Origin of the sequence: Salinimicrobium marinum, from assembly GCF_014651535.1 — a bacterium.
Taxonomy (GTDB): domain Bacteria; phylum Bacteroidota; class Bacteroidia; order Flavobacteriales; family Flavobacteriaceae; genus Salinimicrobium; species Salinimicrobium marinum.
Genome location: NZ_BMXB01000002.1, coordinates 455,826 through 480,590, shown reverse-complemented (window position 1 = coordinate 480,590; position 24,765 = coordinate 455,826). Strand labels below are relative to the sequence as shown.

Genomic DNA, 24,765 nt, shown 5'->3' with positions numbered 1-24,765 from the left:
ATTAACTTATATGTGTTTTAAATATGCGATAACGATATAGTAATTTTTGAGTAAGGGTTAATTTTGCACATTTTTATATAAATATAGGATTTAAACACTTGATTTAATTCAACTAAGTTTGTTGAAGATAATTTAAAGTATTAATCAAAAACCTGAAAATTATGAAAAAGTTAATGAACATTGCAGTACTGTTATTAATTCTTTCTGCCGGCTTTACTGCCCGGGCAGAAAAAGGAATTGACGTGAAGATCCAGGAAGATAAAATTCTGGTGGTGGAGTTAGGCAATATGGAAAAAGGTGCTCTTGTATTATTTCAGGATAGAAAAGGTGAAATCCTTTTTAAAGACAGTCTTATAGATAATAAAGAGTATAAAACAGCCTTGAATCTGGGAATATTGCCCAAAGGGACCTACTATTTAAGTATAGAAAAGGAATTTGCCATTCATACCTCTCAGATCATTAAATCTGAGTCGGGTGTGGAGATAAAAGGCAAATCTTCAGAAATTGTTTTTAAACCTCGTTACAAGATCCAGGATGATCTGGTAAATGTATTTCTTAGTAACCCCGGAAAAGAAAGCACCAGGCTTTATGTTTATGATGCCAACGGAGCATTAGTGACTGAATGTGCCGGAGGAAAAGTTTTATTCAAAAAAACATTAGACTTTTCTTCCATGCCGGCAGGTGATTATACCATTAGCATTAAGAAAGGTGACCGGACTTTTGACAAAGTTGTTTCGATAGGGTAAGGGTTAAATTTAATTTAGAACATACGTAAGGCTGCCGTGGGGGCAGCCTTACGTATTTAGCGTACAACTGAAAATATATACACCATTGGAAGTGGAGTGCTTGGATGAACTGGATTTCAATCCAGGTTTCCACTATAGATCACTGTCGTCAAAAAACGGATTTTTAGCTGTTTTGTTCAGTCTGCTTAGGATCTCATAAGATCTTAATCTTGCTTCATGATCATAAATGTGGGAAACAGCCATTACTTCATCGACTTTGGTTTCTTCAATAAACACCGAAAGTTGTTTCCGGATAGTTTCTTCAGATCCTATAAAACTATAATGCATCATTTGCTGAATAGTATGTTTTTCTCCTTCATTCCAGAGCTCTTCCATAGATTCTACCGGTGGAGGCATAGGTTTTCTCTGGTTTCTGATGATCCCTAGGGCGAATTGCTTCTGACTCGTAGCCAGTCTTTCAGCTTCTTCATCGGTATCTGCCGCTATTACATTCACACATGCCATACTGTAAGGTTTCTCTTGCTGACCTGAGGCTTTAAAATTCTGACGGTACAGGTTCAGCGCAGAATGCAGGTGTGTAGGAGCAAAGTGACTGGCAAAAGCATAGGATAATCCCAGTTTTCCTGCCAGCTCTGCACTGAAAGTGCTGGACCCTAACAGATACAAAGGAATTTCCAGTCCTTCCCCCGGAAGGGCACGAACATCTGAAGTAACATTCTCTGCCGAAAAATACTTTTGTAGCTGTTGTACATCTTTTGGAAATTCCTGCGGACTTTCCTGTCGGCTTCTCCTTAAAGCCATGGCTGTTTTCTGATCTGTACCCGGTGCACGACCAAGGCCGAGATCTATCCTGCCGGGGAAGAGACTTTCCAGGGTTCCAAATTGCTCAGCGACGACCAATGGAGAATGATTTGGAAGCATGATTCCTCCCGAGCCTATCCTAATTTTTGAGGTTCCCTGTGCAATATGTCCCAGCAGAACCACTGTTGCTGAACTTACTATACTCTCGGTATTATGATGTTCTGAGATCCAGAACCTTTTAAATCCCAGTTCTTCTACCCTTTGCGCCAGTTCAAGACTGTTTTCAAAAGCCTTTTTTATGGTACTCCCTTGGGTTACCGGTACCAGGTCGAGTACGGAGAATGTGGTTTTTTCTATTGCTGTATTTTCTTTCTTCATAAATTAAAGAGGCCACAAAATAAAACTCTAAAGTCTTATTCTGTGGCCGTTTATTAAAGTAATTAAATTATTCTTTTACCCTCGTTTCAAATAAATCACGGCCATTGGAGGAAGCGTTAATGAAACCGAATGGTTTTTATGGTGGGTCTGTAAAGGCTCAGCCTCAACTGCGCTGCTGTTTTTCACATTACTTCCACCAAATCTTTCGTCGTCACTGTTAAAGATCTCTGTCCAGGTGCCTTCTGCAGGAACTCCAATGCGATAGTTTTCCCTTGGAACAGGAGTAAGGTTGCAAACTACTAAAATATCATTTTCAGGTTCGTTCCCTTTCCTTAAAAAACTAATGATACTACTTTCAGCGTCGTTAAAGTCAACCCATTCAAAACCTTCGGAATCAAAGGCTTTTTCATAAAAAGCAGGTTCGGATTTATAGATCTCGTTCAAAGCCTTCAGGGTTTCCTGTACCTGGCGGTGTGGTGCTTCATTGGTTAAATGCCAATCAAGACTGGAGTCATGTCCCCATTCTTCCCTTTGCGCAAATTCAGCTCCCATGAACAATAGTTTTGTTCCGGGGTGTGCGTACATATAGGAATAGAGGCTTCGCAGATTGGCGAATTTATTCCAGTCATCGCCTGGCATTTTATTGATCATGGATTGCTTACCGTACACTACCTCATCATGAGAAAGCGGAAGCATAAAGTTTTCTGTGAAAGCATACGTAGTGCTAAAGGTGATGGTGTTTTGATGATGCTTCCGGTGGATAGGATCATTCTTGAAATATTCCAGCGTATCGTGCATCCATCCCATCATCCACTTCATTCCGAAACCGAGTCCGCCCATGTAGGTTGGCTTTGACACCATGGGCCAGGCGGTAGATTCTTCAGCAATGGTCATGATATCTGGAAATTCAGAATAAACCACTTCGTTAAATTCTTTAAGGAAGCTAATGGCCTCCAGGTTTTCATTTCCGCCGTGTTCGTTCGGTTCCCATTCTCCTTCTTTTCGGGAATAATCCAGGTAGAGCATGGAAGCAACGGCATCTACACGTAATCCGTCGGCATGGAATTTATCCAGCCAGAAAAGCGCATTACTAATCAGGAACGAACGTATTTCATTTCTTCCGTAGTTAAAGATATAACTCTGCCAGTCCGGGTGGAAACCTTTTCTGGGGTCAGCGTGTTCGTAAAGAAATGTACCGTCAAAATAATGCAATCCGTGCATGTCTGATGGAAAGTGGGAGGGAACCCAATCCAGGATGACTCCTATTCCTGCTTCATGCAGCGATTCGATAAGGTGCATGAAATCCTGCGGAGTGCCAAAGCGGCTGGAGGGTGCAAAATATCCCGTCACCTGGTAACCCCAGGAACCAAAGAATGGATGCTCCATCACAGGCATAAATTCGACATGGGTAAAGCCCATTTCCTTCAGGTAAGCCGGAAGTTGTTCTGCAAGTTCCCTGTATGACAGCGACCGCATGTCTTCTTCGGGTACCCGTTTCCACGACCCAACATGCAGCTCGTACACCGATACAGGTTGCGGCTGTCCCATCTTTTTCTTACGCTCTTCCATCCATGCGCTGTCTTTCCAGGAAGTTTCCAGGTCCCACACCACAGATGCGGTATTGGGTGGGGTTTCCCACATAAACGCATACGGATCTCCCTTTTCTGCTTCATAGCCGTTGGTAGACTGGATAAAATATTTATAAAGACTTCCTTTTTTAGCATCGGGAATAAAGGCCTCCCAAATTCCCGAACTGTCTTCGCGGGGTTTCATGGGGTGCGCCTGTTTATCCCACTGGTTGAAGTTTCCAATCACCGAAACATGTTTCGCATTTGGCGCCCAGAGCGCAAAATACACTCCTTCGGTGCCCATATATTCCATAAGGTGGGAACCTAGTTTTTCATATAGGTGAAAGTGTTTTCCTTCCTTGAACAAATGAACATCAAATTCGGTGAGCAACGAGGCTTCTGCAGGTTTATCCTTAGAGGATTTCTGCTTCACCTTTGTTTTTGTCCCGGCAACGTTTTTTGCCGTTTTCTTTGCTTTTGACGTTGCCTCTTTTGTTTTTTCTGATGCTTGTTTGGTAGCCTTCTTTGCTGTTTTTTTGGTTTTTTCCTTTTCTTCCTCTCCTGGCATTACTTTATCCGCCACCTTATCTACCATATCCGGATCGGGGGCTACGTTTTTGGCTATTTTCTTAGCCGTATCCATCACCGTTTCCTGATCGGGAAGTATGGATTTTGCCATTGCCCCCAGTTGATTTCTGGTTTTTTCATCTGGTAAAACCTGGTTTGCCAGGTCTTTGGCTGTTTTCTTGGCAGTATCCTTTAGATCATCTGTAGGGGAAGTATTAGGCTGTTTGGCCTTTTCTTCCGCACTTATCTCCTTATCACTTTTTCTGCGGGCCATCTTTTTAGCCGGACCTTTTGTTTCCTTCTGTTCTTCAGAAGCTGCCTTGGCTTTTGCTCCCGTAGTTTTGGAATCGGCTTTTTTCGTTGTCTTTTTGGTGGTGGAAGCTTTCTTCTCATCTAAAGCAGCATCCTGGGAAACTGATGTTCTTTTGGTGGCCGGAGCAGCTTTATCGGGAATAGGATCGTCTGTGACCGGATCCTTGAACTTTGCAGGTTTTCCGGCTATGGAAGACTTATCCTTTGCCTTGGTAGTTCCGGCTTTCTGAGCCTTTACGGCCGTAGATTTTGTTGCTTTTTTATCTTTTTCAGCTGAAGATGTTTTCTTCGGAAGCGCCTTTTTAGGTTTCGGTAGTTTATCTTCCCCCGTATCAACTTTTGGAATATTGGTTTTTCCGGCAGCTTTACTTTTTTCAGCCGTATTATTCTCTTCATCTGAAAACCGTCCACGTGCCGGCTGATTTATCTTTGCCGGTTTCTTTTCTTTGGCAGTGGTACCGGAATTCTGCCGCTTTTCGGCAGTTCCCGGTCCTTTTACCTGTCCGGATTCTTCGGGTGTAGCACCTTTTTTGGAAGCCGCTTTACCTTTGGTTCCGGTAGTGGTTGTTTTCTTTGCTTTATCGTTGGTTTTATTTTCTTCTTTTTTAGCCATTTCTGTACCTCCCTATAATAGTTTTTATGCCCCTTAATGGAATTATTACCCAATCAGGACGGTTGTTTAATTCGTAATTCAGTTCATAAACTGCTTTTTCAAGCAGGAATGTTTCCATCAGGATCTTGAAATCCTCCTGATCTGGCGGAATAAAGGTGCTTTCACCCACTTTTTCATGGTAACCCTGCAGGAACAGCCGGGTAATATGATAGTACCAGCTTTCTGCCCATTGCTCAAGATGTCCATCTTTTCTTTGCTGTGTAAATTCCGGTTCCATAATGCTGCTGTATGCAGCGTAATGGAAAGAACGTACCATCCCGGCGACATCGCGCAGTGGTGAGCGTTTTAACCTTCGTTCACTAAAGGCTCTTGCAGGTTCCCCTTCAAAATCAATTATAATAAAGTCTTTTCCGGTCCACAGTACCTGGCCCAGGTGATAATCTCCATGGGTCCTTATTTTCATGGTAGGGATTTTATGATCATAAACCCTTTTGAAAACCTTGAGTACGTCACTTTTCATATCCAGGATCTCTTTTGCTTCATTCCTTATCTCTTCCGGCAGCTGTTTCAGGCTCTTTTGTAGATTCTGGAATGAGTTTCTGGTAAGAGATTGTAAGGAAGAATATAAAGACCGTTGGTAATGAAGCGAGAAAGCTTCCGGTTCAAAGTCTTTTTCTTCGGGGTGTGCTGCCAGGGCATTGTGCATTTCGGCAGTACGTTGTCCCAGCAGTGAGATCCTTTCAGGAAAGATAACTCCCAGAAGGTCTTTCATGGAATCTGAAATTTCATCATAATTCATTGCCTCGGTAAGTTCTCCCTTTGTTGGTTCAAACTCCATTTCCTTTGGTCGCGTCATTACGTTTTCAAAGAATCTTTCCAGCGAATCTTTGGTATAATCCCAGGCATCTCCCTGGTTGGGCACCAAACACTGCATCATACCAAGGACAATCATATTATTGGGTCCCAAGTCATATTCTATGGCACCTACAAATCGCGGTGCATTTTCATAATTGGTCTTTTCAGATAAATATCTGGAAATTTCAAGATCTGGATTGATCGTATTGTCAAGTTTCCTGTATAATTTTAGGAAAAATTTATTATCATAGATCATGGAGGTGTTGCTCTGTTCCGCATTGAGGATCTTGGAATGAATTTCTCCGTCTCCCAGGGATTCCCCACTTTCACTTTGGTAAAATTTAAGCTCTGCCCCGTCTTTCTCAAGGTTCTGGTTTTCCCTGATATTGGTAAAAATCGTATTTCTGAAACCTTCATCGTACACAGCATCAAAGAGAATACCTTCTTTACCATCCAGCTGAAGGTTTGCAATAATTCCTTTATTCGGAATTTCCTTCAGGTCTTCTTCAGGCTCCCTTGGTAGGAAAGCCAGCGGGAGCTGGTATACTTCGGGTAAACCGTCATTATAATTCACTTCTACAAGCATAAGAGTAGCGTGCAGGTTTTCCACCGGAATATCTATAGTATTCTTAATAGTAATATTCTGGATCACTCTGGATTTTCCTCCAAACCATCTGCAGGTGTTCATATAATTCGGAAGGATCTTGCTTTCCAGCCTTGTTTTCATTTTGTTTCCGAATAACTGAGACCATTTTTCGATCTTCAAAGTCTGGCTGTAAGTTTTTCCTTCTTCTTCACCCTTTTCCTTTTCCAGGACAAACCAGTAATAGCCGTGGGGTGCCATGGTAAAGAGGTATGGATCTTCTGTTACCTTGGGGAATTTATTGTGGCTAAACACCTCTACCGGAGTATAACCTTCATAATTTTCCAGCTCAAGCTCTGCAGCCTGCGGAAAACGGGAAAGGTTCCCCAGCACTAGAATGTCTTCGTCTTCATAGGTACGGGTGTACGCGATAATCTTGGCGTTAGAAGGGGAGAGGAATTTTATATCCCCGCGTCCAAAAGCCTTAAATTTTTTACGCATACTAATGATTCGTTTCATCCACCATAAAAGGGAAGAGGAGTTCATTTGCTGCGATTCCACATTCACCGATTCATACTTGTATTCGGGATCTATAATTACCGGAAGATAAAGTTTGTGCGGATTGGCACGTGAGAATCCGGCGTTTCTGTCTGCCGACCATTGCATAGGGGTTCGAACCCCGTCGCGGTCACCCAGGTAGAAGTTGTCTCCCATTCCTATTTCGTCGCCGTAATAGATCACGGGGGTTCCGGGAAGGGAAAACAACAATACGTTCATCAACTCGATCTTGTTCCGGTTGTTTTCCAGAAGTGGTGCGAGCCTGTGGCGTATCCCCACGTTGATTTTTGCCTGCGGATCCTTAGTGTATACCTTATACATATAATCCCGCTCTTCATCAGTCACCATCTCCAGGGTCAGTTCATCGTGGTTTCTCAGGAAAATGGCCCATTGGCAGGATTCCGGAATATCTGGAGTCTGGTCGATGATATCAATAATGGGATACCGGTCTTCCATTTTCACCGCCATGAACATTCGTGGCATGATTGGAAAATGATAGTTCATGTGGCATTCATCCCCTTCGCCGAAATATGCGGCGGAATCTTCCGGCCACATGTTGGCTTCGGCCAGTAATAATTTATTATCGAAATGCTCATCGACGTGAGCTCTTAATTTTTTCAGGAATTCGTGGGTCTGCGGCAGGTTCTCACAATTGGTATTGTCTCTTTCAAAGAGGTATGGAACTGCATCCAGCCGGAAACCATCCACCCCCATTTTACACCAGAAATCAAGCATCTTGAACACTTCCTGTTGCACATCGGGATTGTCAAAGTTCAAATCGGGTTGATGAGAAAAGAAGCGGTGCCAGAAATAGGCCTTTGCCTCGGGATCCCAGGTCCAGTTGGAGGGTTCGGTATCTGTAAAGATGATGCGGGCGTCCTTATATTTATTAGGATCATCGGACCATACATAGTAATCCCTGTACTTGGAACCTTCGGGGGCGCGGCGGGCTTTCTGAAACCACGGGTGTTGATCGGATGTATGGTTAATAACCAGTTCGGTGATGATTTTAAGTCCGCGGCTATGTGCCTCTTCAATTAGTTTTTTAAAGATCTTTATATCTCCGTAAGAGGGGTTGATGGTGTAATAATCTGCAATGTCATAGCCATCATCCCGTAGCGGGGAAGGGTAGAAAGGCAGCAGCCAGATGGCTGTAACACCAAGATCTTCTAGGTAATCCAGCTTTTCCAGCAGGCCCTGAAAATCTCCTATTCCGTCTCCGTTGCTATCAAAAAATGCTTTGATGTGGAGTTCATAAATGATGGCATCTTTATACCAGTGTACCTGATCGTCAATATTTTGAGTGGTCATATATTTAGTTTGGTTATTTATGCTTTAATTCTTTCTATTCTGAAAATATGAGCCGGAATTGATTGCGGGTGTAAGGCCACATAATTCCATTCGTTCTGCCATGTATATCTGGAATCAGCTAGCAGATCGTGCACCTCGAAAGGTTGATGCTCCTCCAGTTTCAGCCTTTTTAAAGGAACTTTCACCCAGCCTGACTGACTGTACTGAGGATCGAGACTTACCACGATCACCAGCTTATTATTTGCTTCCTGGTCTATTTTGGAATAACAGAGTAGGTGATCATTATCTGTTTCACAGAATTCAATGTTCCAGGTGCTTTGAAGCGCTTCGTTCTCTTTCCTGATCTTATTAATCTTTGCGATCACTTCTTTTATTTTGGTGGTTTTGGACCAGTCCCAGTGTTTCACTTCATATTTTTCTGAACGGGTGTACTCTTCTTTTCCGGGGTATGCTTCATTTAATCCTAATTCAAAGAGAGGTCCATAGATTCCCCAGTTAGAAGAAAGGGTGGCGGCAAGAATCAACCTTATAATGAAAGAAGGCTCCTCTTTGTCTTCCAGGGATATTGGAAGGATATCGGGAGTATTGGGCCAGAAGTTTGGTCGGTAATATTCCCTCATCTCAGTTTTTGTCAGCTGAGTAAGATATTCCTCGAATTCTTCTTTGGAATTTCTCCAGGTGAAGTAGGTATAGGACTGATTGAATCCTACTTTCCCGAGTTTTTCCATTACTCTGGGTCGGGTAAAGGCTTCTGCAAGGAAAATAATATCATCATGCTCCTTATTAATTTCCCCAATTAGCCACTCCCAGAATATAAAGGACTTGGTGTGCGGATTATCAACTCGGAAAATTTTTACTCCTTTGTCTATCCAGTAATCCACAATACTCTTAAGTTCTTTCCAGAGGTTTTCCCAGTCTTCCGTTTCAAAATTTACCGGTAAAACGTCCTGATATTTTTTAGGTGGATTTTCGGCGTACTGCACTGTTCCGTCGGGTCTCCATTTAAACCATTGCGGGTGCTCCTTTACATAAGGATGATCGGGGGAACACTGTATGGCAAAATCAATGGCGATTTCCATATCCAGCTCTTTTGCCCTGCGCACTAGACTTTGAAAATCTTCCAGACTACCCAGCTCCGGATGTATTGCTTTATGGCCTCCCTCTTCTGACCCAATTGCCCATGGAGAGCCTGGATCATCGGGCTGTGCCTGGGTGGCATTGTTTACTCCTTTCCTGTGGGCTTTACCTATAGGATGAATGGGCGGTAGGTAAATGACATCAAACCCCATTTTCGCAATCTCAGGAAGTATGGCCTCGCTGGTTTTGAAAGTTCCGTGTTCTCCTTCATTGGGAGAAGTAGATCTTGGGAAGAATTCATACCATGCACTGAACAATGCTCTTTTACGTTCTACCCGAAGCGGAAGGATTTTGTCAAATCTATGTGCTTTTTCCCGGTCACGGGATGCGTACATGATCTCTTTTGCTTCCTTACTCAATGCTTCTGTAACCGCTTCATTTTCATTTTTTTCACTTCGAAGCAGTTTGATCCAAGCTTTTATTTTCTTTTTGTCGGGGGTGGAAGCGCGGGTTAGTGCGTCTTCCATCATCTCTGCACCTATAAGCAGTTCTGTTTGTATAGGCTGGCTGTCGTCATATTTTTTCTTAAGTCCGTACTGCCAGGTCGCAAAATGATCCACCCATGCCTCAATGGTATATTCATAGTCACCGGTGTCGTCTACCTTAAATGATCCCGACCAGTGATCATTCTCTGAAAAGGTCAAGGGAGATTCCTGCCATTTCTTTTCTTTTCCGCGGCCTTTTTGTTTTTGACGGTAAACTATAACGGCATCAACCTTGTCATGACCATCGGCAAATATGTCTGCTTCTACTTTTACTTCTTCATTAATAGTTCTTTTTATAGGATAATGCCCGCAGTCTATTTGAGGCATTACATTATCTATACTTACTCTTCTGTGTCCTTCCCAGTTCATGCAATTTCTATTTTTGATGGTTTGTTTCTTCAAGATATTCCGAAGAAGATTCCGGTATATATCTTAAAGTACTTAAATTTAGGCAAGTCAGTAAAAATCAGCAGTTAAAAAAATACTAAACCTTGAAGCACACCCCATAACTTTCTTTATCCTTGCTTAGATTTGAGATAAGAGTTAATTGATAAATTATGGGAAGAAAAGTAGGAGCTGAATATATTAATGAAGACACCTGTAAATTTACCGTTTGGGCACCTTTAGCAGAAAAGGTGGAGGTTGTATGGAAGGAGAAAAAGGATGCCGAACCACTCGAAAAAGATGAATCGGGATACTGGATTAAAAACATTTCCGGAGTAACACCGGGTACCTTATATAAGTTTCGGCTTGATGGAGAAAAAGAATATCCAGATCCTGCCTCCCGTTCTCAACCCGAAGGCGTCCATTCCTGGTCACGTACCGTAGATCAACATGCCCACCGGTGGAAAGATGAAAGCTGGAAAGGGCTTTCTACTTCTCAAATGATCATCTATGAACTCCATGTTGGAACTTTTACCCCCGAAGGAACTTTTGAGGCTGTAATCGGTAAACTGGATCATTTAAAGGAACTTGGAGTAAATACGCTTGAGATCATGCCAATCTCTCAATTCCCCGGAAACAGGAACTGGGGATATGATGGCGTATATCCTTATGCGGCCCAGGCCAGCTATGGTGGGGCAGAAGGATTAAAGAAAATGATCGATGCCTGTCATCAACAGGGCTTTGCGGTTCTTCTCGATGCTGTGTACAATCACATGGGGCCGGAAGGGAATTATCTTTCTGAATTTGGTCCTTATTTCACTTCAAAATACGAAACTCCATGGGGAAAAGCAATTAACTTTGATGATCAACACGCCGATGAGGTAAGGAATTTCTTTATTCAGAATGCTATCATGTGGATGGAAGATTATCATTTTGACGGTTTGCGGCTGGATGCCATTCACGAGATCATCGATCTTGGCGCCCGGCATTTCCTGAAAGAACTAAGCCAGAAGACTGATGAGCTGGAAGATAAATCTGGAAGAAAATACACATTAATTGCAGAGAGCGACCTTAATGACACAAAAATTATAAATCCGTATCAAAAAGGAGGCTTTGGCCTGGAAGCGCAGTGGGTGGATGATTTTCATCACTCAGTGCATACCTTGATCACCGGAGAAAATGAGGGCTATTATTCCGATTACGGAAGCCTGGACAAACTGGCAAAATCATTTAAACAGGCCTTTGTTTATGACGGTGCTTATTCCAACTTCCGGAAAAGGTCGGTTGGAAACAGTCCGAAGGGGCTTGCACCTTCAAAGTTTGTTGTTTGTATTCAGAATCACGATCAGGTGGGCAACCGGCCTTTGGGTGACAGGCTATCACAGTTGATATCCTTTGAGCAACAAAAACTTGTTTCCGGAATTTTTCTAATGGCGCCATTCGTACCCATGCTATTTATGGGGGAGGAGTTTGCTGAAGATAATCCGTTCCAGTATTTCGTGAGTCACGGTGACTCCGATCTGGTGAAGGCTGTACAGGAAGGAAGAAAAAGGGAATTTCAGTACTTTTTCGACAAAACCGGAGAATTTCCAGATCCGCAATCAGAAGATACCTTCAATCATTCCAAACTTAACTGGAACTTTCGGGAAGACGAAACCAAATCTGTCATTTTCGAATATTATAAGGAGTTACTTCAGCTAAGAAAGAACGGAGCTTTTAATGTCCTCAGAAAAGAGGATATAAGTATCGAAACAGATGAGGAGCGGCAAATGATGCTGGTTTCCGGAGACCGGATTTATGCTGTTTTTAACTTTAATTCCGAAGAACAGGAAGTAATCCTTCCGAAGAAAAAAGGGAGCTGGAAAGTAGTTTTGGCTTCTGCGGCTAAGAAATGGCAGGGATCGCAGGAATTTCAGGAGAAATATAGGTCTGGGGATACGGTGAACTTACCGGCCTCTTCTTTAATTATTTGTGAAAGTTAAAACACAGCATTGTTTGAACTATTAAATAAATATATCTTATAATAAAGTTTCGCTCCCCGCTAAACCAAATAAAAAATAATATGAAAGAAAAGTATATATGCGTTCACGGTCATTTTTATCAGCCACCACGCGAAAACCCCTGGCTTAACAAAGTTGAGATCCAGGATTCGGCTTATCCATACCACGACTGGAACCACAGGATTAATGCCGAATGTTACCGGAGGAATTCTGCCAGCAGGATCATGAATTCTGAAGGAGAGATCGAAGAGATCATTAATAATTATGCTCGTATGAGCTTTAATATGGGACCAACTTTGCTGGCCTGGATGAAAAATGAAGCTCCCGAGTCCTACCAGGCAATTCTTGACGCAGATAAAGAGAGCCAGGAACGATTTTCGGGCCATGGATCTGCACTGGCGCAGGCATACAACCATTTAATTATGCCGCTTGCCAATGATAGGGATAAAGAAACCCAGGTAATTTGGGGAATTGAGGATTTTAAATCGAGATTCAACCGTTTTCCGGAAGGAATGTGGTTGGGGGAAACAGCTGCCAATACCAGTACGCTTGAAATGCTGGCAAAGCACGGGATCAAATTCACGATCTTGTCCCCGTATCAGGCAAAAAGAGTCCGGAAAATAGGGACAAAAGAATGGGAAGATGCTACAGATGCAAAGGTAGACCCTAAGAAACCTTATTTGTGTAAACTTCCTTCTGGAAACGAGATCACCTTATTCTTCTATGACGGACCTGCTTCACAGGGGGTTGCTTTTGAAGGATTGCTGGATAACGGAGAGCGTTTTGCTGACCGCCTGAAAGGGCAGATATCAGAAAATGATGAGGTAGAACTTATGCATATTGCCACAGATGGAGAGAGTTATGGACACCATCACAGTTTTGGGGAAATGGCACTTTCATATTGCCTCCACCATATAGAAGAAGAAGAGGATGTACAGCTTACCATATATGGGGAGTTTCTTGAAAAACACCCGCCACAATATGAAGCAGAAATTATTGAAGATACCTCCTGGAGTTGTTATCATGGGGTAGAAAGATGGAGAAGCGACTGTGGTTGTAACACCGGCGGAAATGGAGACTGGGACCAGAAATGGCGCGAGCCCTTAAGAAATACCTTTGACTGGGTGCGTGAAAACCTCATTACCCTTTACGAGGAAGAAATGAAGAAGTTCACAGATGATCCATGGAGGGTAAGAGATAAATACATTCATGTGATCCTTAACAGGGATCAGGAAAATGTAGCTTCTTTTTTAAGGGAAAATATCAAAAAAGAGCTTTCTGAAGAAGAAAAAATAAAGTTGCTAAAACTGCTGGAAATGCAGTACCATGCCATGTTAATGTACACCAGTTGCGGCTGGTTCTTTGATGAGGTCACCGGAATCGAGTCCATGCAGGATGTATTCTATGCCACCCGGGCAGTGCAACTCGCGGAGGAAATTAGTGGTAAAAATTATGAAGATGATTTCGTGAAACTCCTGGAAAAGATTCCTAGCAACATTCCAGAATATGGAAATGTGCTAACGGCATACAATAAGTTCGTGAAGCCAATGGCCCTGGACATGATTCGGATTGGAGCCCATTATGCTGTTTCTTCCCTTTTTGAAGAATTTCCAACAGAAGTGAGCCTGTACAATTTTAGTGCTGCAGTCAAGACCAAATATTACTACGAAGCCGGAAAACAGAAACTGGTGATTGGTCGTACCGAATTCCGGTCGGACATTACCTGGGAAAAAGTAGATATTTCTTATGCCGTGATTCATCTTGGAGACCGGCATTTATTTGGAGGTGTAAGAGAGTATATGGGAGCCGAAGCGCTTGAAAAGCTACATAATACGGTAGCCGAATTGTTTAAGAAAGGGAATATCTATGAAATCTTCAATATCATGGACGATTACTTCGGAAATCATAATTATTCTTTCTGGCATTTATTCCGTGACGAGCAGCGAAGCATCATGGAACTGGTAATGGAAAATACTTTTAAAAATGCAGAAGGGGCCATGCAGATCCTCTATGAGAATTCCTATCCTTTACTTCAGGCATACAAGGAAATCAATATGGAAGCACCCGACAGGTTAAAAAGTCCGGTAAGTACCGTTGTGAATACACGCCTTATGAATCTGCTTAAAGAGGAAAAATTCAATCTGGTGAAATTTGAAAGACAGTTAAGATCTGCCGAATTAATAGATGTGGACCTTGATGCGGTGACCCTTAATTTCCTAAGTGATAAGCGACTGGATAGTTTAATGGAAATTTTAAAAGAACATCCCGATGATATTGATACCCTTAAATGTGTAAACGAATTAATAGATATTTTGAAGGATGGCCCTATTCAAATTAACAGATGGCAGGCACAGAATATTGCCTATGAAATAAGGGAAGAATCTTTTTCTGATTTCTTAAAGAAGAGCGAATCAGGCAATGACGAAAAGGCAACGGAATGGGTGGAAGCTTTCAGGGAACTGGAAGGGAAATTAAATCTTGCAGTGATATGAGATCACCATCTTCTACCTACAGGATCCAATTATCTCCGGATTTCCCGCTTGAGGAACTCTGGAAGATCGTAGATTACCTGGAAGTGCTTGGGATCTCTACTATTTATTCGGCTCCGTTTTTTCAGGCCCGGGAAGGAAGTACGCATGGCTATGACATCACAGATCCTTATAAGATCAACCGTGAAATAGGTACTTTAGAGAATTTTAGGCTTCTTAGTGAGCTACTCAAGGAGAAAAAAATGACCTGGCTGCAGGATATCGTTCCAAATCACATGGCATTTGATGGTACCAATCCGTGGTTGCGGGATATTTTTGAGCTGGGCCCCGATTCCAAATATTACAATTTTTTCGATATTGACTGGGACTACAAAGGCTGGGGAAAGATAATGTCGCCTTTTCTCGGGAATCCACTGGAAGAGGTGCTTGAAAGCAACGATCTCAAGCTGAATTTTGACAGGGAGGGTTTTTCCCTGAACTATTTTGATCACAGTTATCCCTTAAGTGTTCGGTCCTATTCAAAAATTCTGGAGAAAACCGGGATCAACGGCTGGAAAGAAAAGTTCAGCAGTTTTTCGGGAAATGATATGCAATGGAAAGACCTTAAAACAGGTTTTTACCGGGAAGCCAAAGATACGCCTCAGCTGGAGTCCAAGGTGAGGGAGGCAATCAGAGGAATCAGGAATTCAAAGGAAAGTATGCAGGAAATTTTAGAGCTGCAGTATTTTAAACCCTGCCACTGGAAGGAGACAGAGCAGGAGATCAACTACAGGCGGTTCTTTACCATTAACGATCTTATCTGCCTGCGCATGGAAGATCCGGAAGTTTTTAAGACCTATCATCATTACATCCTGGAGCTGTGCGAATCAGGTTTAATAGACGGACTCAGAATTGACCATATCGATGGACTCCTGGATCCTGCAGCCTATACCAAAATGCTGCGGAAGGCTCTAGGTGATAATTTTTACGTCATTGTGGAAAAGATACTTGAGTGGGATGAAAACCTGCCCCTGGATTGGCCGGTACAGGGCACCAGCGGATATGATTTTCTTGCTGAAGTGAATCAGCTGTTCACCAAGGCAGATAATAAAGAAAAGTTTACGGAAGCTTACGAAAAAATTATACCAAGGCTTCCGGAATATGAGGATCTCGTGTATGATAAAAAGCTGTTTATCCTGAAGAAACGAATGGGAGGAGAGCTACATAATTTGTGGCTAATGTTAAAAGATAATCAGCTGCTTCCTGAAGAGGAGCAGGATGAGGAAAAGTGGAAAAAAGTCCTGGGGATCTTTTTGGCAGGATTCCCGGTCTATAGAATTTATCCAGAAAAGTTTCCGTTGGATGAGCTTCAGAAAAAGACCATTGAACAGGCTTTTCAACATGCGGTTAATTTTAAGAAAGAATACCGGCAGGACCTGGAAGTCCTGAAAAAGATCTTCCTTGGAGAAGCTGAAAAGGACCAGGAGAAGATGTTCCGGTTCTTACATCGTTGTCAGCAATTTACAGGACCCTTGGCCGCAAAAGGGGTGGAAGATACCAGTTTTTATATTTTTAACCGACTCGTCTCGCACAATGAAGTAGGAGATTCCCCCGAGAATTTCGGACTTTCCATTGAAGGTTTCCATCAAAAAATGCAGCAGCGGAAAAAAGATTTTCCGTTATCTGTCAATGCCACAGCCACACACGATACCAAACGCGGAGAAGATGCCCGCATGCGGCTTAACGTGCTGAGTGAAATCCCTGAAGAGTGGTTTACTAAAGTCGAAGAGTGGAATAAGATCACTCAGAACTTACGGAAAGAAGACAGCGGGCCGGGGCCTAATGAGACTTATTTTATCTATCAGACGCTTTTAGGAGGTATGCCCTTTGATCAAAATGCCGATGAAGAATTTTTGACCAGAACGAAAGATTATCTTCAAAAAGTACTTAGAGAGGCGAAAGTTCATTCCAACTGGGCAGATCCCGATGAAGAATATGAGTCGGCTGTTTTTGAATTCACAGAAGCAATTCTAAACGATGACGCATTCCGGAAATCCTTTGATCCTTTTCAGAAGAAAATAGCTCTTCTGGGGGCTGTGAAATCCCTAGGGCAAACGCTGCTCAAAGTGACGGTTCCGGGTGTTCCGGATATTTATCAGGGTACAGAATTCTGGGATCTTAGTTATGTAGATCCAGATAACAGGCGACCGGTAGATTACGATCTGAGAAAAAGATATATTACTGATTTTAAGTCGTATAATAAGGATGATCTAAACAAAGAGATCAGCTCTTTTACAACCAGTTTCAGTAATGCAAAAATTAAAATGTACAGCCTGTTTAAGGCGCTGAATTTACGACGGAAGAATGAAAAGCTTTTTGAAAAAGGGGAATATTTGCCTTTGGAAATATCAGGAAAAGCATCTGAAAATTTTATTGCTTTTGCCCGAAAAATGGATCAAAAATGGTGTGTGGTCGTAGTACCGGTGCTGGTGAATTCCGTTTTTGAAGCTGAAGGAAAATTAATTCCGAAACCAGAAGAACTGGAAGGTTCCTACCTGCAATTACCTGCAGAAGCACCTAAAAAATGGCTGAACGAATTTACACAGGGACAGATTTCAACAGAAGGAAAAGTTGAACTCAATACATTATGTTCAGAATTTCCCATGGCCCTGCTAAAAAACAATACTGAATGAAGTTAGACAGAAGTAGTGGAATTTTATTACACATCACCTCCCTGCCATCAGCCTTCGGGATTGGCGACATAGGCCCGGCAGCCTATGAGTTTGTGGATTTTCTTGCCGAAAGCGGACATAAATACTGGCAATTACTGCCTTTGAATCCTACCGATGAGACCTACAGTCATTCTCCTTACAGCAGTTTTTCGGCTTTTGCAGGGAATCCTTTGCTTATAAGTCCGGAGTTACTGGAAAAAGAAGGATTTTTGAACCTCAGCGAGTTTCCTAAACCAAAAAAGTTTGATTCCGGAAAAGTGATTTTTAAGGTAGTTCAGGAGTATAAAGAGAAGCTTTTCGAAGCTGCCTTTAAGGAGTTCAAAAAGAAGAAGAAAAAGCCGAAAGCATTCACGATATTCTGCAAAGAACATGAAGCCTGGCTGGAGGATTTCAGTTTATATAAATCTCTTCGGAAAAAGTACGAAAAAGCGGGTTGGTTTGCCTGGCCGGAAGGAGTGAGGGATCGGAAACCAACAGCCCTGAAAGCGGCTAAAAAGGAACTTTGTGAAGAAATCGAAAAAGAGAAATTCATTCAGTTCCTGTTCTTTTCTCAGTGGAAATCCCTTACAGAGTATGCTCACGAAAAGGAAGTGCAGTTCTTTGGAGATATTCCATTTTATGTGAACCACGACAGCGCCGATTGCTGGGCAAATGCTGCTTATTTCAAACTGGAAAAAGATAAGATGCCTACGAAGGTTTCTGGGGTGCCGCCCGATTATTTTAGTGAAACCGGGCAACTGTGGGGCACGCCGGTCTACGACTGGAAAGTCCTGGAGGCGAATGATTTTGACTGGTGGTTCCACAGGATCCATCAGAATTTGCTTTTGTTCGATCTGGTTCGGCTGGATCATTTCCGGGCTTTTGCAGCGTACTGGGAAGTGCCTGCCGGCGATGACACAGCCATCAACGGGAAATGGGTTAAATCCCCAGGAACAAAATTTTTCCGATTACTTAAAAAAGATTTTCCTAATATGCCTTTGATCGCAGAAGATCTGGGATTGATGGATGAGCCGGTGTATAAGCTGCTCGAAAAATTTAATTTTCCAGGGATGAAAGTGCTGCATTTTGCCTTTGGAGAGGATCGAAAAAACAATCCGTATCTGCCTTTTAATCATATCCCCAACAGCGTGGTATATTCCGGAACACATGATAACAATACAAGTGTGGGCTGGTTTAACAATGCAGGAAAAGTAGAAAAAAAACATCTTCAGGATTACACAGGACTAAAAGTGACAGTAAAAACCGTACACAAGATCCTGCACAGGATAGCCCTGGATTCGGTTTCAAAACTGGCTGTAGTTCCACTTCAGGATATCATAGGACTGGGGGAGGAGGCCATCATGAATACTCCCGGTACTACCAGTAACAACTGGAGCTGGCGGGTAACTCCCGAGGAATTTCCCAAGACCCGCGCCGGGGACTTAAGAGAAATGAACATCTTGTTTGGTCGCTACCAGCAGCCTGAAAGGGAGAAAAAAACAGAAAAATGAAAAAGGAAGAAGAAAATCAGGAAATAGGTAAGAGCGTCAAATAGGGCTACTTTCGAAGACTTCGGCTTTGTAGTTGATAAAAAAAAGTTGTTTAAAAAGATATTTCATTCGGTTTCTTCCAAAAATACCGGAAGTTTTAGAATGAAGTGTTTAGCTTTTTAAACAACTTTCTTATTTATTTGATTATGCTGATTTTAGCTTAGCTTATGCAGCATAAGATTTACATGCCTCGGCACATTTTCTACAAGCTTCTGCACAGGCCTTACAATGATCTGCTTCATGCTTTTCACATTCGCCAGCACATTTTTCACAAATTTCCACGCAGTAATTCATAAGCACCTGGATATCCTCATAATTTGTAGCTAAAACATCTGCTACAGTGGCACATACTGAAGCACATACTCTGTCTAACCTTATACAAGGCACCATTTTCTTCACATTATCTTCATCAAGGCAGGCATCTGCACAGTGATTACAATGATTTATACAATTAGATAATGCTCCTAATAATTGTTCGTTTTTCATAATAGTAATTCTTTATTGGTTTAAAAATCAGTTAGTATAAGATACCAAACGATCTTTACCACAGAGAATAACTGCTGTTAAACATTATTTAAAGGAGTACTAAAAATGGTCAATCAAAAACTTTTTTTCCGAAGCTCGTGAGCAGATCTTATGAAATTCCTGCTTATTCAGTTACCAGGGAAAATACCTGTTTGGCTATTTCCAGTTCCTCATTGGTAGGGATCACAAATACCTTTACCTTCGAATTATCTGAATTTATCTCCCTTATTTCTTTGGAACGCAGGCTGTTTACCTCTTTATTCAGTTCGATTCCCAGGTAATCCATATCCTTGCATACCATTCGGCGAATCACGTCACTGTTCTCTCCAATCCCGGCGGTGAAAATAATAGCATCCAGGCCATTCATCCCGGCCGTGTATGCGCCAATATATTTTTTGATGCGATAGGCATTCATTTCGAGGGCAAGCTGACATTCACGATTTCCGTTTGCAGCTTCGCGTTCAATATCCCGAAGGTCGCTGTACCCGGTAAGGCCCAGCATGCCACTTTCGTGATGCAGGATCTTACTCACTTCCTTAGTGGTATAGCCCAGCTGCTCTACCATGTAAAAGATCACCGACTGGTCGATATCACCACTTCGGGTACCCATGATAAGCCCGTTTACCGGACCGAATCCAAGGGAATGATCCACACTTTTACCATCTTTGATAGCCGTAATACTACAGCCGTTCCCCAGGTGGACACTTATAATTTTTGAATTTTCCTTTCCTAATTTCTCAATAGCTTTTTCTGAAACATATTTGTGGCTGGTGCCGTGAAATCCGTACACCTGGATAAATCGTTTCTCGTATAATTCATTAGGAATTGCATATTTTTTGGCTGTAGCCGGCATGGTCTGGTGAAAAGCAGTATCAAAAACAGCTATCTGAGTTGCCTTCGGAAAAACTTCTTCGGCCACTTCAATACCTTTCAGGTTTGGCGGATTATGAAGCGGAGCAAGGGAAAAGAGTCTTTTGATGGTATTTTTTACATCCTGATCAATAATGATGGTATCTGAAAAGGAAGCTCCTCCATGAACCACGCGGTGACCAATGGCCGGAATCTCATCGGCATTTTTGATGACGCCGCTTTCCGGATCCATCAAAAGGTTGGTCACTTCCTTTAACGCTACAGAATGATCTGCAATTTCCATTTCCTTGGAAGTATTAAAAGCATCAGATTTATAATGGATCGTCCCCGATTGCTGCCCGATTCGTTCTACCAGCCCCGAAGCCAGTACATCCTGCCCGGGCATCTGGATTAACTGAAATTTTAATGAGGAACTACCTGAATTTATGACTAATATGTTTTTCATTTTTATTAGATATGAGATGTTAGATTTGAGACACTTGATTGGTATACTGTATATTGTATTGTTGTACAATGTGCTCCTTAATGCAATTTACATTATACATATACCTTTTAAATCCCCTGTGCCTGGATTGCTGTTAAGATCACAGTATTGAAAACGTCATCCACGGTACAACCACGGCTGAGATCGTTTACTGGTTTGTTTAATCCCTGAAGCATCGGCCCGATTGCCAAAGCTCCGGTTTCACGTTGTACAGCTTTGTACGTGTTGTTGCCGGTGTTAAGATCAGGGAAGATCAATACGTTGGCCTGCCCGGCAACTTCAGAATCCGGTAGCTTGCTTTTCCCTACGGAAAGATCCACGGCAGCATCATACTGGATAGGACCTTCGATCTTAAGATCTGGCTTCAGCCTTCTTACAATCTCTGTAGCTTCGCGAACGCGGTCCACATCTTCACCTTTTCCGGAGCTTCCGGAAGAGTAGGAAAGCATTGCCACTTTAGGTTCAATTCCGAAGGCACGGCTGCTTTCAGCAGAAGAGATACAGATCTCTGCAAGTTCTTCCGCAGTAGGGTTTGGATTAATAGCGCAGTCTCCAAACACAGAAACCCTGTCCTCAAGACACATAAAGAAAATGGAAGATACAACCGAAACTCCCGGCTTGGTTTTGATAAACTGTAAGGATGGGCGGATGGTATGTTGAGTGGTGTGTACGGCTCCCGAAACCATCCCATCTGCATGTCCTTTATGGATCATCATAGTTCCGAAGTATGAGACATCGCTCATAAGGTCGCGGGCGATATCGTGATTTACATTTTTATGTTTTCTTAGTTCGTAGAACGTCTGCACATAATCCTCAAAATAATCGGATGTGGTAGGGTTGATCATGGAGATCTTGTCCCAGTCCATGGGAAGAGAAAGAGCCATTACTTTCTTCCTGATGGTTTCTTCGTCTCCAAGCAGCGTAATATCTACCAGGTCCATCGCAATAAGGCGGGAAGCAGCTGTTAGAATCCGGTCGTCTGTTCCTTCCGGAAGCACAATGTGTTTCTTTTCCTGCTGCGCCCTTTTTACCAGGCTGTACTGGAACATTCGCGGAGTGATCCCGCTGGGTTCAAAGTTGATAAACCGTTCAATTAAAGGATCTATTGAAATATACCTTTCAAAAGTGCTGATAGAAGTTTCTATTTTCTGAATACTGTCTGCATAGATATTCGATTTAATAGAACCTATTTTATTGGTAACGGCAAAAGTGCCTTCTTCAACAGAAATGATAGGCACAACCTGGGATAATCCTTCTATAAGTTTAATTATGGAATCTTCCGGAAGGAGTCCACCAGTTAAAACAATTCCCGAAATCCTTGGATAATTACTTGAGATATTTGCCTGTAAAGCCCCTAAAATTATATCAGCACGATCTCCGGGAGTAATTACCAGGCTTTCATGTTTCAGGTGGTTCAGGTAATTTCTCAGTTGCATTGCACCCACTCCAAAGTGACCACTTTGATTGTCAAGAAATTCTTCCCCAAATAGGATCTTCCCGTTAAGTACTTCGACAATCTCCTTGATCGTTGGGTTGCCTAGGGTATCGATCATTGGCAGGGCGAAAACCTCCACATTGTCTGGCAGGAAATCCCGCATGCCGTTGGTGGCTATCGGAAGATTTTCCAGCTGGATCTTATTGCTCACCATAGCCATGACCTTCACGTCTTTATTTATAAAAGTCTGGTAAGCCATTTGGAGGCTTCCCATAAGGGCTTCCTTGGTTTTTCCTTCCCCACTGGCAACGATGATCACCGGCGTACCTAGGTTTTTTGCGATCGAAACATTTTCATCAAATTCAAACACACTGCCTTCGCCCGAAAAGTCACTTCCTTCCACCAATACAAAATCATAACTATCTTCCAGTTTTTTATATTTCCGGATGATGTTATCGATGATTTCTCCGGTTTTACCTTCATTCCGCTTCTGGATCACCTCGCTGCGGGTATAGGCAAAACTATCTTCATAAGGCAACTCCAGGTTGAAATAACTCAAAACCGTATCCAGGTGATTATCCCGCTCACCGTTGTTTGAGTCTTTAATGATAGGCCGGAAATAACCGACTTTTACAGTTTTTCCAAGTAGGGTGCGCATTAGTCCGAGGGATATCAAAGATTTCCCGCTGTGGGGTTCCAGGGTGGCAATATAAATTCCTTTGTTCATGTGATAGATTTCTAATTCAAAAATAAGGTTCTTTATAAATTTTCTGAATTTTCTATAATTAGAAAATGTGAGTGGAAATGCAGGTTTATTAAGTGCTGCATATTCCGCGGCAAAATTAACTGATTTCCCTGCATCCAAATATGACGTGGGTCAGAAATGGCGGAAAAACAGGAGCTCTTGCTGTTTTGCCCTGAAATTAATTATAAATGCCGGGAGGACAAAAGAGAAAGAGGTAAAGAAATAATAAAGTTTTACTTTCAGGTCACGTAAGATCCTGATATCGAAGATTTAACAATATAAAATCCACGCAGCAATTTTTTACAGGTAAAGTTGTAATTTTAAGGTACACTTAAAAATAGTTATTATGAAAAAGTACCTCTTAGGTTTGCTGAAATTACGCATGATAGAACTGACCGACAAAATAAATAAACTGGAAAACCAGTATAGAGGTGCAACCGCTTCAGGTCTATCCGGATTGGGGGCAAGTGTCGATGAAGTACGTGATGAAATGGAGAAGATAAAATCTTATCAGGAGAGGCTGAAAGAAATGGATTTGGATTAATAAGGAGCTAATTCCCTATTATTGCTGAGCCGGCCTTTATTTCTACTTTCCTGGCTTTTTATAAATCCAGTTGTCTCTGAAATTCTTCAAGATATTTGGCTAAATGCAAACCGTCCACCAATCCATGATGGGCTTCAATAGAAACCGGAAGGTACTTTCTGTTATTGCGAATACTGAATTTTCCGAAGGTAATTTTGGGCACCGACTCTTTGGGATCGAGGTTGGTGGGATGCAGTAATGCTGAAAAGGAATTCCAAGGAATTGTTGAATGGCGGATGAGATCTTTCGTGAGATCATCATTATTGAGCCTTAACCCTGTAGAATTTTTTACCTCCAGGATTTCCTTTTGTAATTCGGCATTGAAAATTTCAAAGTTCTCTGTAAAATTCACGAAGGTAAAGCCAAAAGTGCCGTCACTTCTTCCAATTGTAGCTCCGGCATTTATCCTGTCAAACTCAATCACCTGATCCTCTACGATTCTATATTTTAATTCCGGAACAGAATTTACAGCGATCATTGACTTGTGAAGATATTGAGCAAAAAACGAAAGATTGTTCTTTTTTGCGGAATTAAAAGTATGAGTGCAATCAACCTCGGTCACGATCCCAAAAAATGGACTGGCCATCTTCGAAAAGAAATGAAAATGTTCTTTTCTATTCCAGTTTTCAATATCTATTATTTTCATCTTTTGATTAGTTGTTAGTCCTTTTAATGCTCCTGACTTTAAATCTGACCATGTTGTTCAAACGTATATCGGGTCTCCCGGTGCTAGGAGGCATCATCTTTAAAACGGCGTGCAAGGTAAAACAATTATAGAAAGCCGGAACACCGGGTTAGAAGGTTTAGCTGGGATTCCAGGTTATTCTTGGATGGTGAGTGGTGGTGCGATTCAGGCAGTAGCAAATGTTTAATAAATGCAGAAAATTATAGTTCTGCAAAAGAGACCGGTATTCTGATTTTGAACCGGTTAACTATGTTTTTTGGCAAATGGTATGCATTTTTATTGCACCTTTAATTCCCCTGAAACTATTTGTACATCTATACTTTTCTCAAAAATGTTTTGTAGTCGGTTTCTTGAAAAGATGCCCATTGAATAATAGAAAATCCCTACTAAAATGAAGATTGATCCAATAAT

The 24,765-nt window shown here is 42.1% G+C and carries 14 protein-coding genes; 6 read left to right on the top strand and 8 right to left on the bottom strand.

Translation table 11 applies throughout. The features are described 5' to 3' along the window. The first annotated feature begins 161 nt into the window (after positions 1-161). Positions 162-746, top strand: a complete 585-nt coding sequence (locus IE056_RS06060) for a T9SS type A sorting domain-containing protein (protein ID WP_189603784.1) — start codon at positions 162-164, stop codon at positions 744-746. A 132-nt stretch (positions 747-878) separates the two neighbouring features. Here the strand turns inward: IE056_RS06060 and IE056_RS06055 are convergent, their stop codons facing one another. The 4 genes from IE056_RS06055 to IE056_RS06040 form a co-directional block, all read right to left on the bottom strand. Beyond that, positions 879-1,925: an LLM class flavin-dependent oxidoreductase gene (locus IE056_RS06055; RefSeq protein WP_189603783.1), complete on the bottom strand. Its 1,047-nt coding sequence runs from the start codon at positions 1,923-1,925 to the stop codon at positions 879-881. 75 nt (positions 1,926-2,000) lie between these two features. Continuing rightward, positions 2,001-4,985, bottom strand: a complete 2,985-nt coding sequence (gene glgB / locus IE056_RS06050; RefSeq protein WP_308427602.1) for a 1,4-alpha-glucan branching protein GlgB — start codon at positions 4,983-4,985, stop codon at positions 2,001-2,003. Beyond that, complete coding sequence (gene treS / locus IE056_RS06045) at positions 4,978-8,292, bottom strand: maltose alpha-D-glucosyltransferase (protein ID WP_189603782.1); 3,315 nt, start codon at positions 8,290-8,292, stop codon at positions 4,978-4,980. Before treS ends, glgB begins: the two co-directional genes overlap by 8 nt. 17 nt (positions 8,293-8,309) lie before the next feature. Further along, the gene (locus tag IE056_RS06040; protein WP_189603781.1) at positions 8,310-10,283 is read right to left on the bottom strand and encodes an alpha-1,4-glucan--maltose-1-phosphate maltosyltransferase; all 1,974 of its coding nucleotides are present in this window, start codon (positions 10,281-10,283) and stop codon (positions 8,310-8,312) included. Between the two features lie 188 nt (positions 10,284-10,471). On the opposite strand from IE056_RS06040, the gene treZ reads away from it, so the two are divergent. From treZ to malQ, 4 genes are all read left to right on the top strand, one after another. Then, positions 10,472-12,280, top strand: coding sequence for a malto-oligosyltrehalose trehalohydrolase (gene treZ, locus IE056_RS06035; RefSeq protein WP_189603780.1), 1,809 nt, complete (start codon positions 10,472-10,474; stop codon positions 12,278-12,280). Between the two features lie 80 nt (positions 12,281-12,360). Further along, the gene (locus IE056_RS06030) at positions 12,361-14,790 is read left to right on the top strand and encodes a DUF3536 domain-containing protein (protein ID WP_189603779.1); all 2,430 of its coding nucleotides are present in this window, start codon (positions 12,361-12,363) and stop codon (positions 14,788-14,790) included. After that, positions 14,787-17,459, top strand: coding sequence for a malto-oligosyltrehalose synthase (gene treY / locus IE056_RS06025; RefSeq protein ID WP_189603778.1), 2,673 nt, complete (start codon positions 14,787-14,789; stop codon positions 17,457-17,459). The genes IE056_RS06030 and treY overlap by 4 nt, the downstream gene beginning before the upstream one ends. Beyond that, a complete protein-coding gene (malQ, locus tag IE056_RS06020) occupies positions 17,456-18,988 on the top strand; it encodes a 4-alpha-glucanotransferase (RefSeq protein ID WP_189603777.1) in 1,533 nt (510 codons plus the stop codon). Before treY ends, malQ begins: the two co-directional genes overlap by 4 nt. A 204-nt stretch (positions 18,989-19,192) precedes the next feature. Here malQ and IE056_RS06015 read toward each other — a convergent pair whose 3' ends face one another. From IE056_RS06015 to pta, 3 genes are all read right to left on the bottom strand, one after another. After that, the gene (locus IE056_RS06015; protein ID WP_189603776.1) at positions 19,193-19,513 is read right to left on the bottom strand and encodes a four-helix bundle copper-binding protein; all 321 of its coding nucleotides are present in this window, start codon (positions 19,511-19,513) and stop codon (positions 19,193-19,195) included. Between the two features lie 163 nt (positions 19,514-19,676). Further along, on the bottom strand, positions 19,677-20,867 hold the full coding sequence (locus IE056_RS06010) for an acetate/propionate family kinase (RefSeq protein WP_189603775.1): 1,191 nt from the start codon (positions 20,865-20,867) through the stop codon (positions 19,677-19,679). 107 nt (positions 20,868-20,974) lie between these two features. Next, complete coding sequence (gene pta, locus IE056_RS06005; protein ID WP_189603774.1) at positions 20,975-23,068, bottom strand: phosphate acetyltransferase; 2,094 nt, start codon at positions 23,066-23,068, stop codon at positions 20,975-20,977. A 364-nt stretch (positions 23,069-23,432) separates the two neighbouring features. Here pta and IE056_RS06000 point away from each other — a divergent pair, with 364 nt between their 5' ends. Continuing rightward, positions 23,433-23,630, top strand: a complete 198-nt coding sequence (locus IE056_RS06000) for a hypothetical protein (protein WP_189603773.1) — start codon at positions 23,433-23,435, stop codon at positions 23,628-23,630. A gap of 58 nt (positions 23,631-23,688) precedes the next feature. Here the strand turns inward: IE056_RS06000 and IE056_RS05995 are convergent, their stop codons facing one another. Beyond that, entirely contained in the window at positions 23,689-24,315 is a 627-nt protein-coding gene (locus tag IE056_RS05995) for a chloramphenicol acetyltransferase (protein ID WP_189603772.1), read from the bottom strand. Between the last annotated feature and the right edge of the window lie 450 nt (positions 24,316-24,765).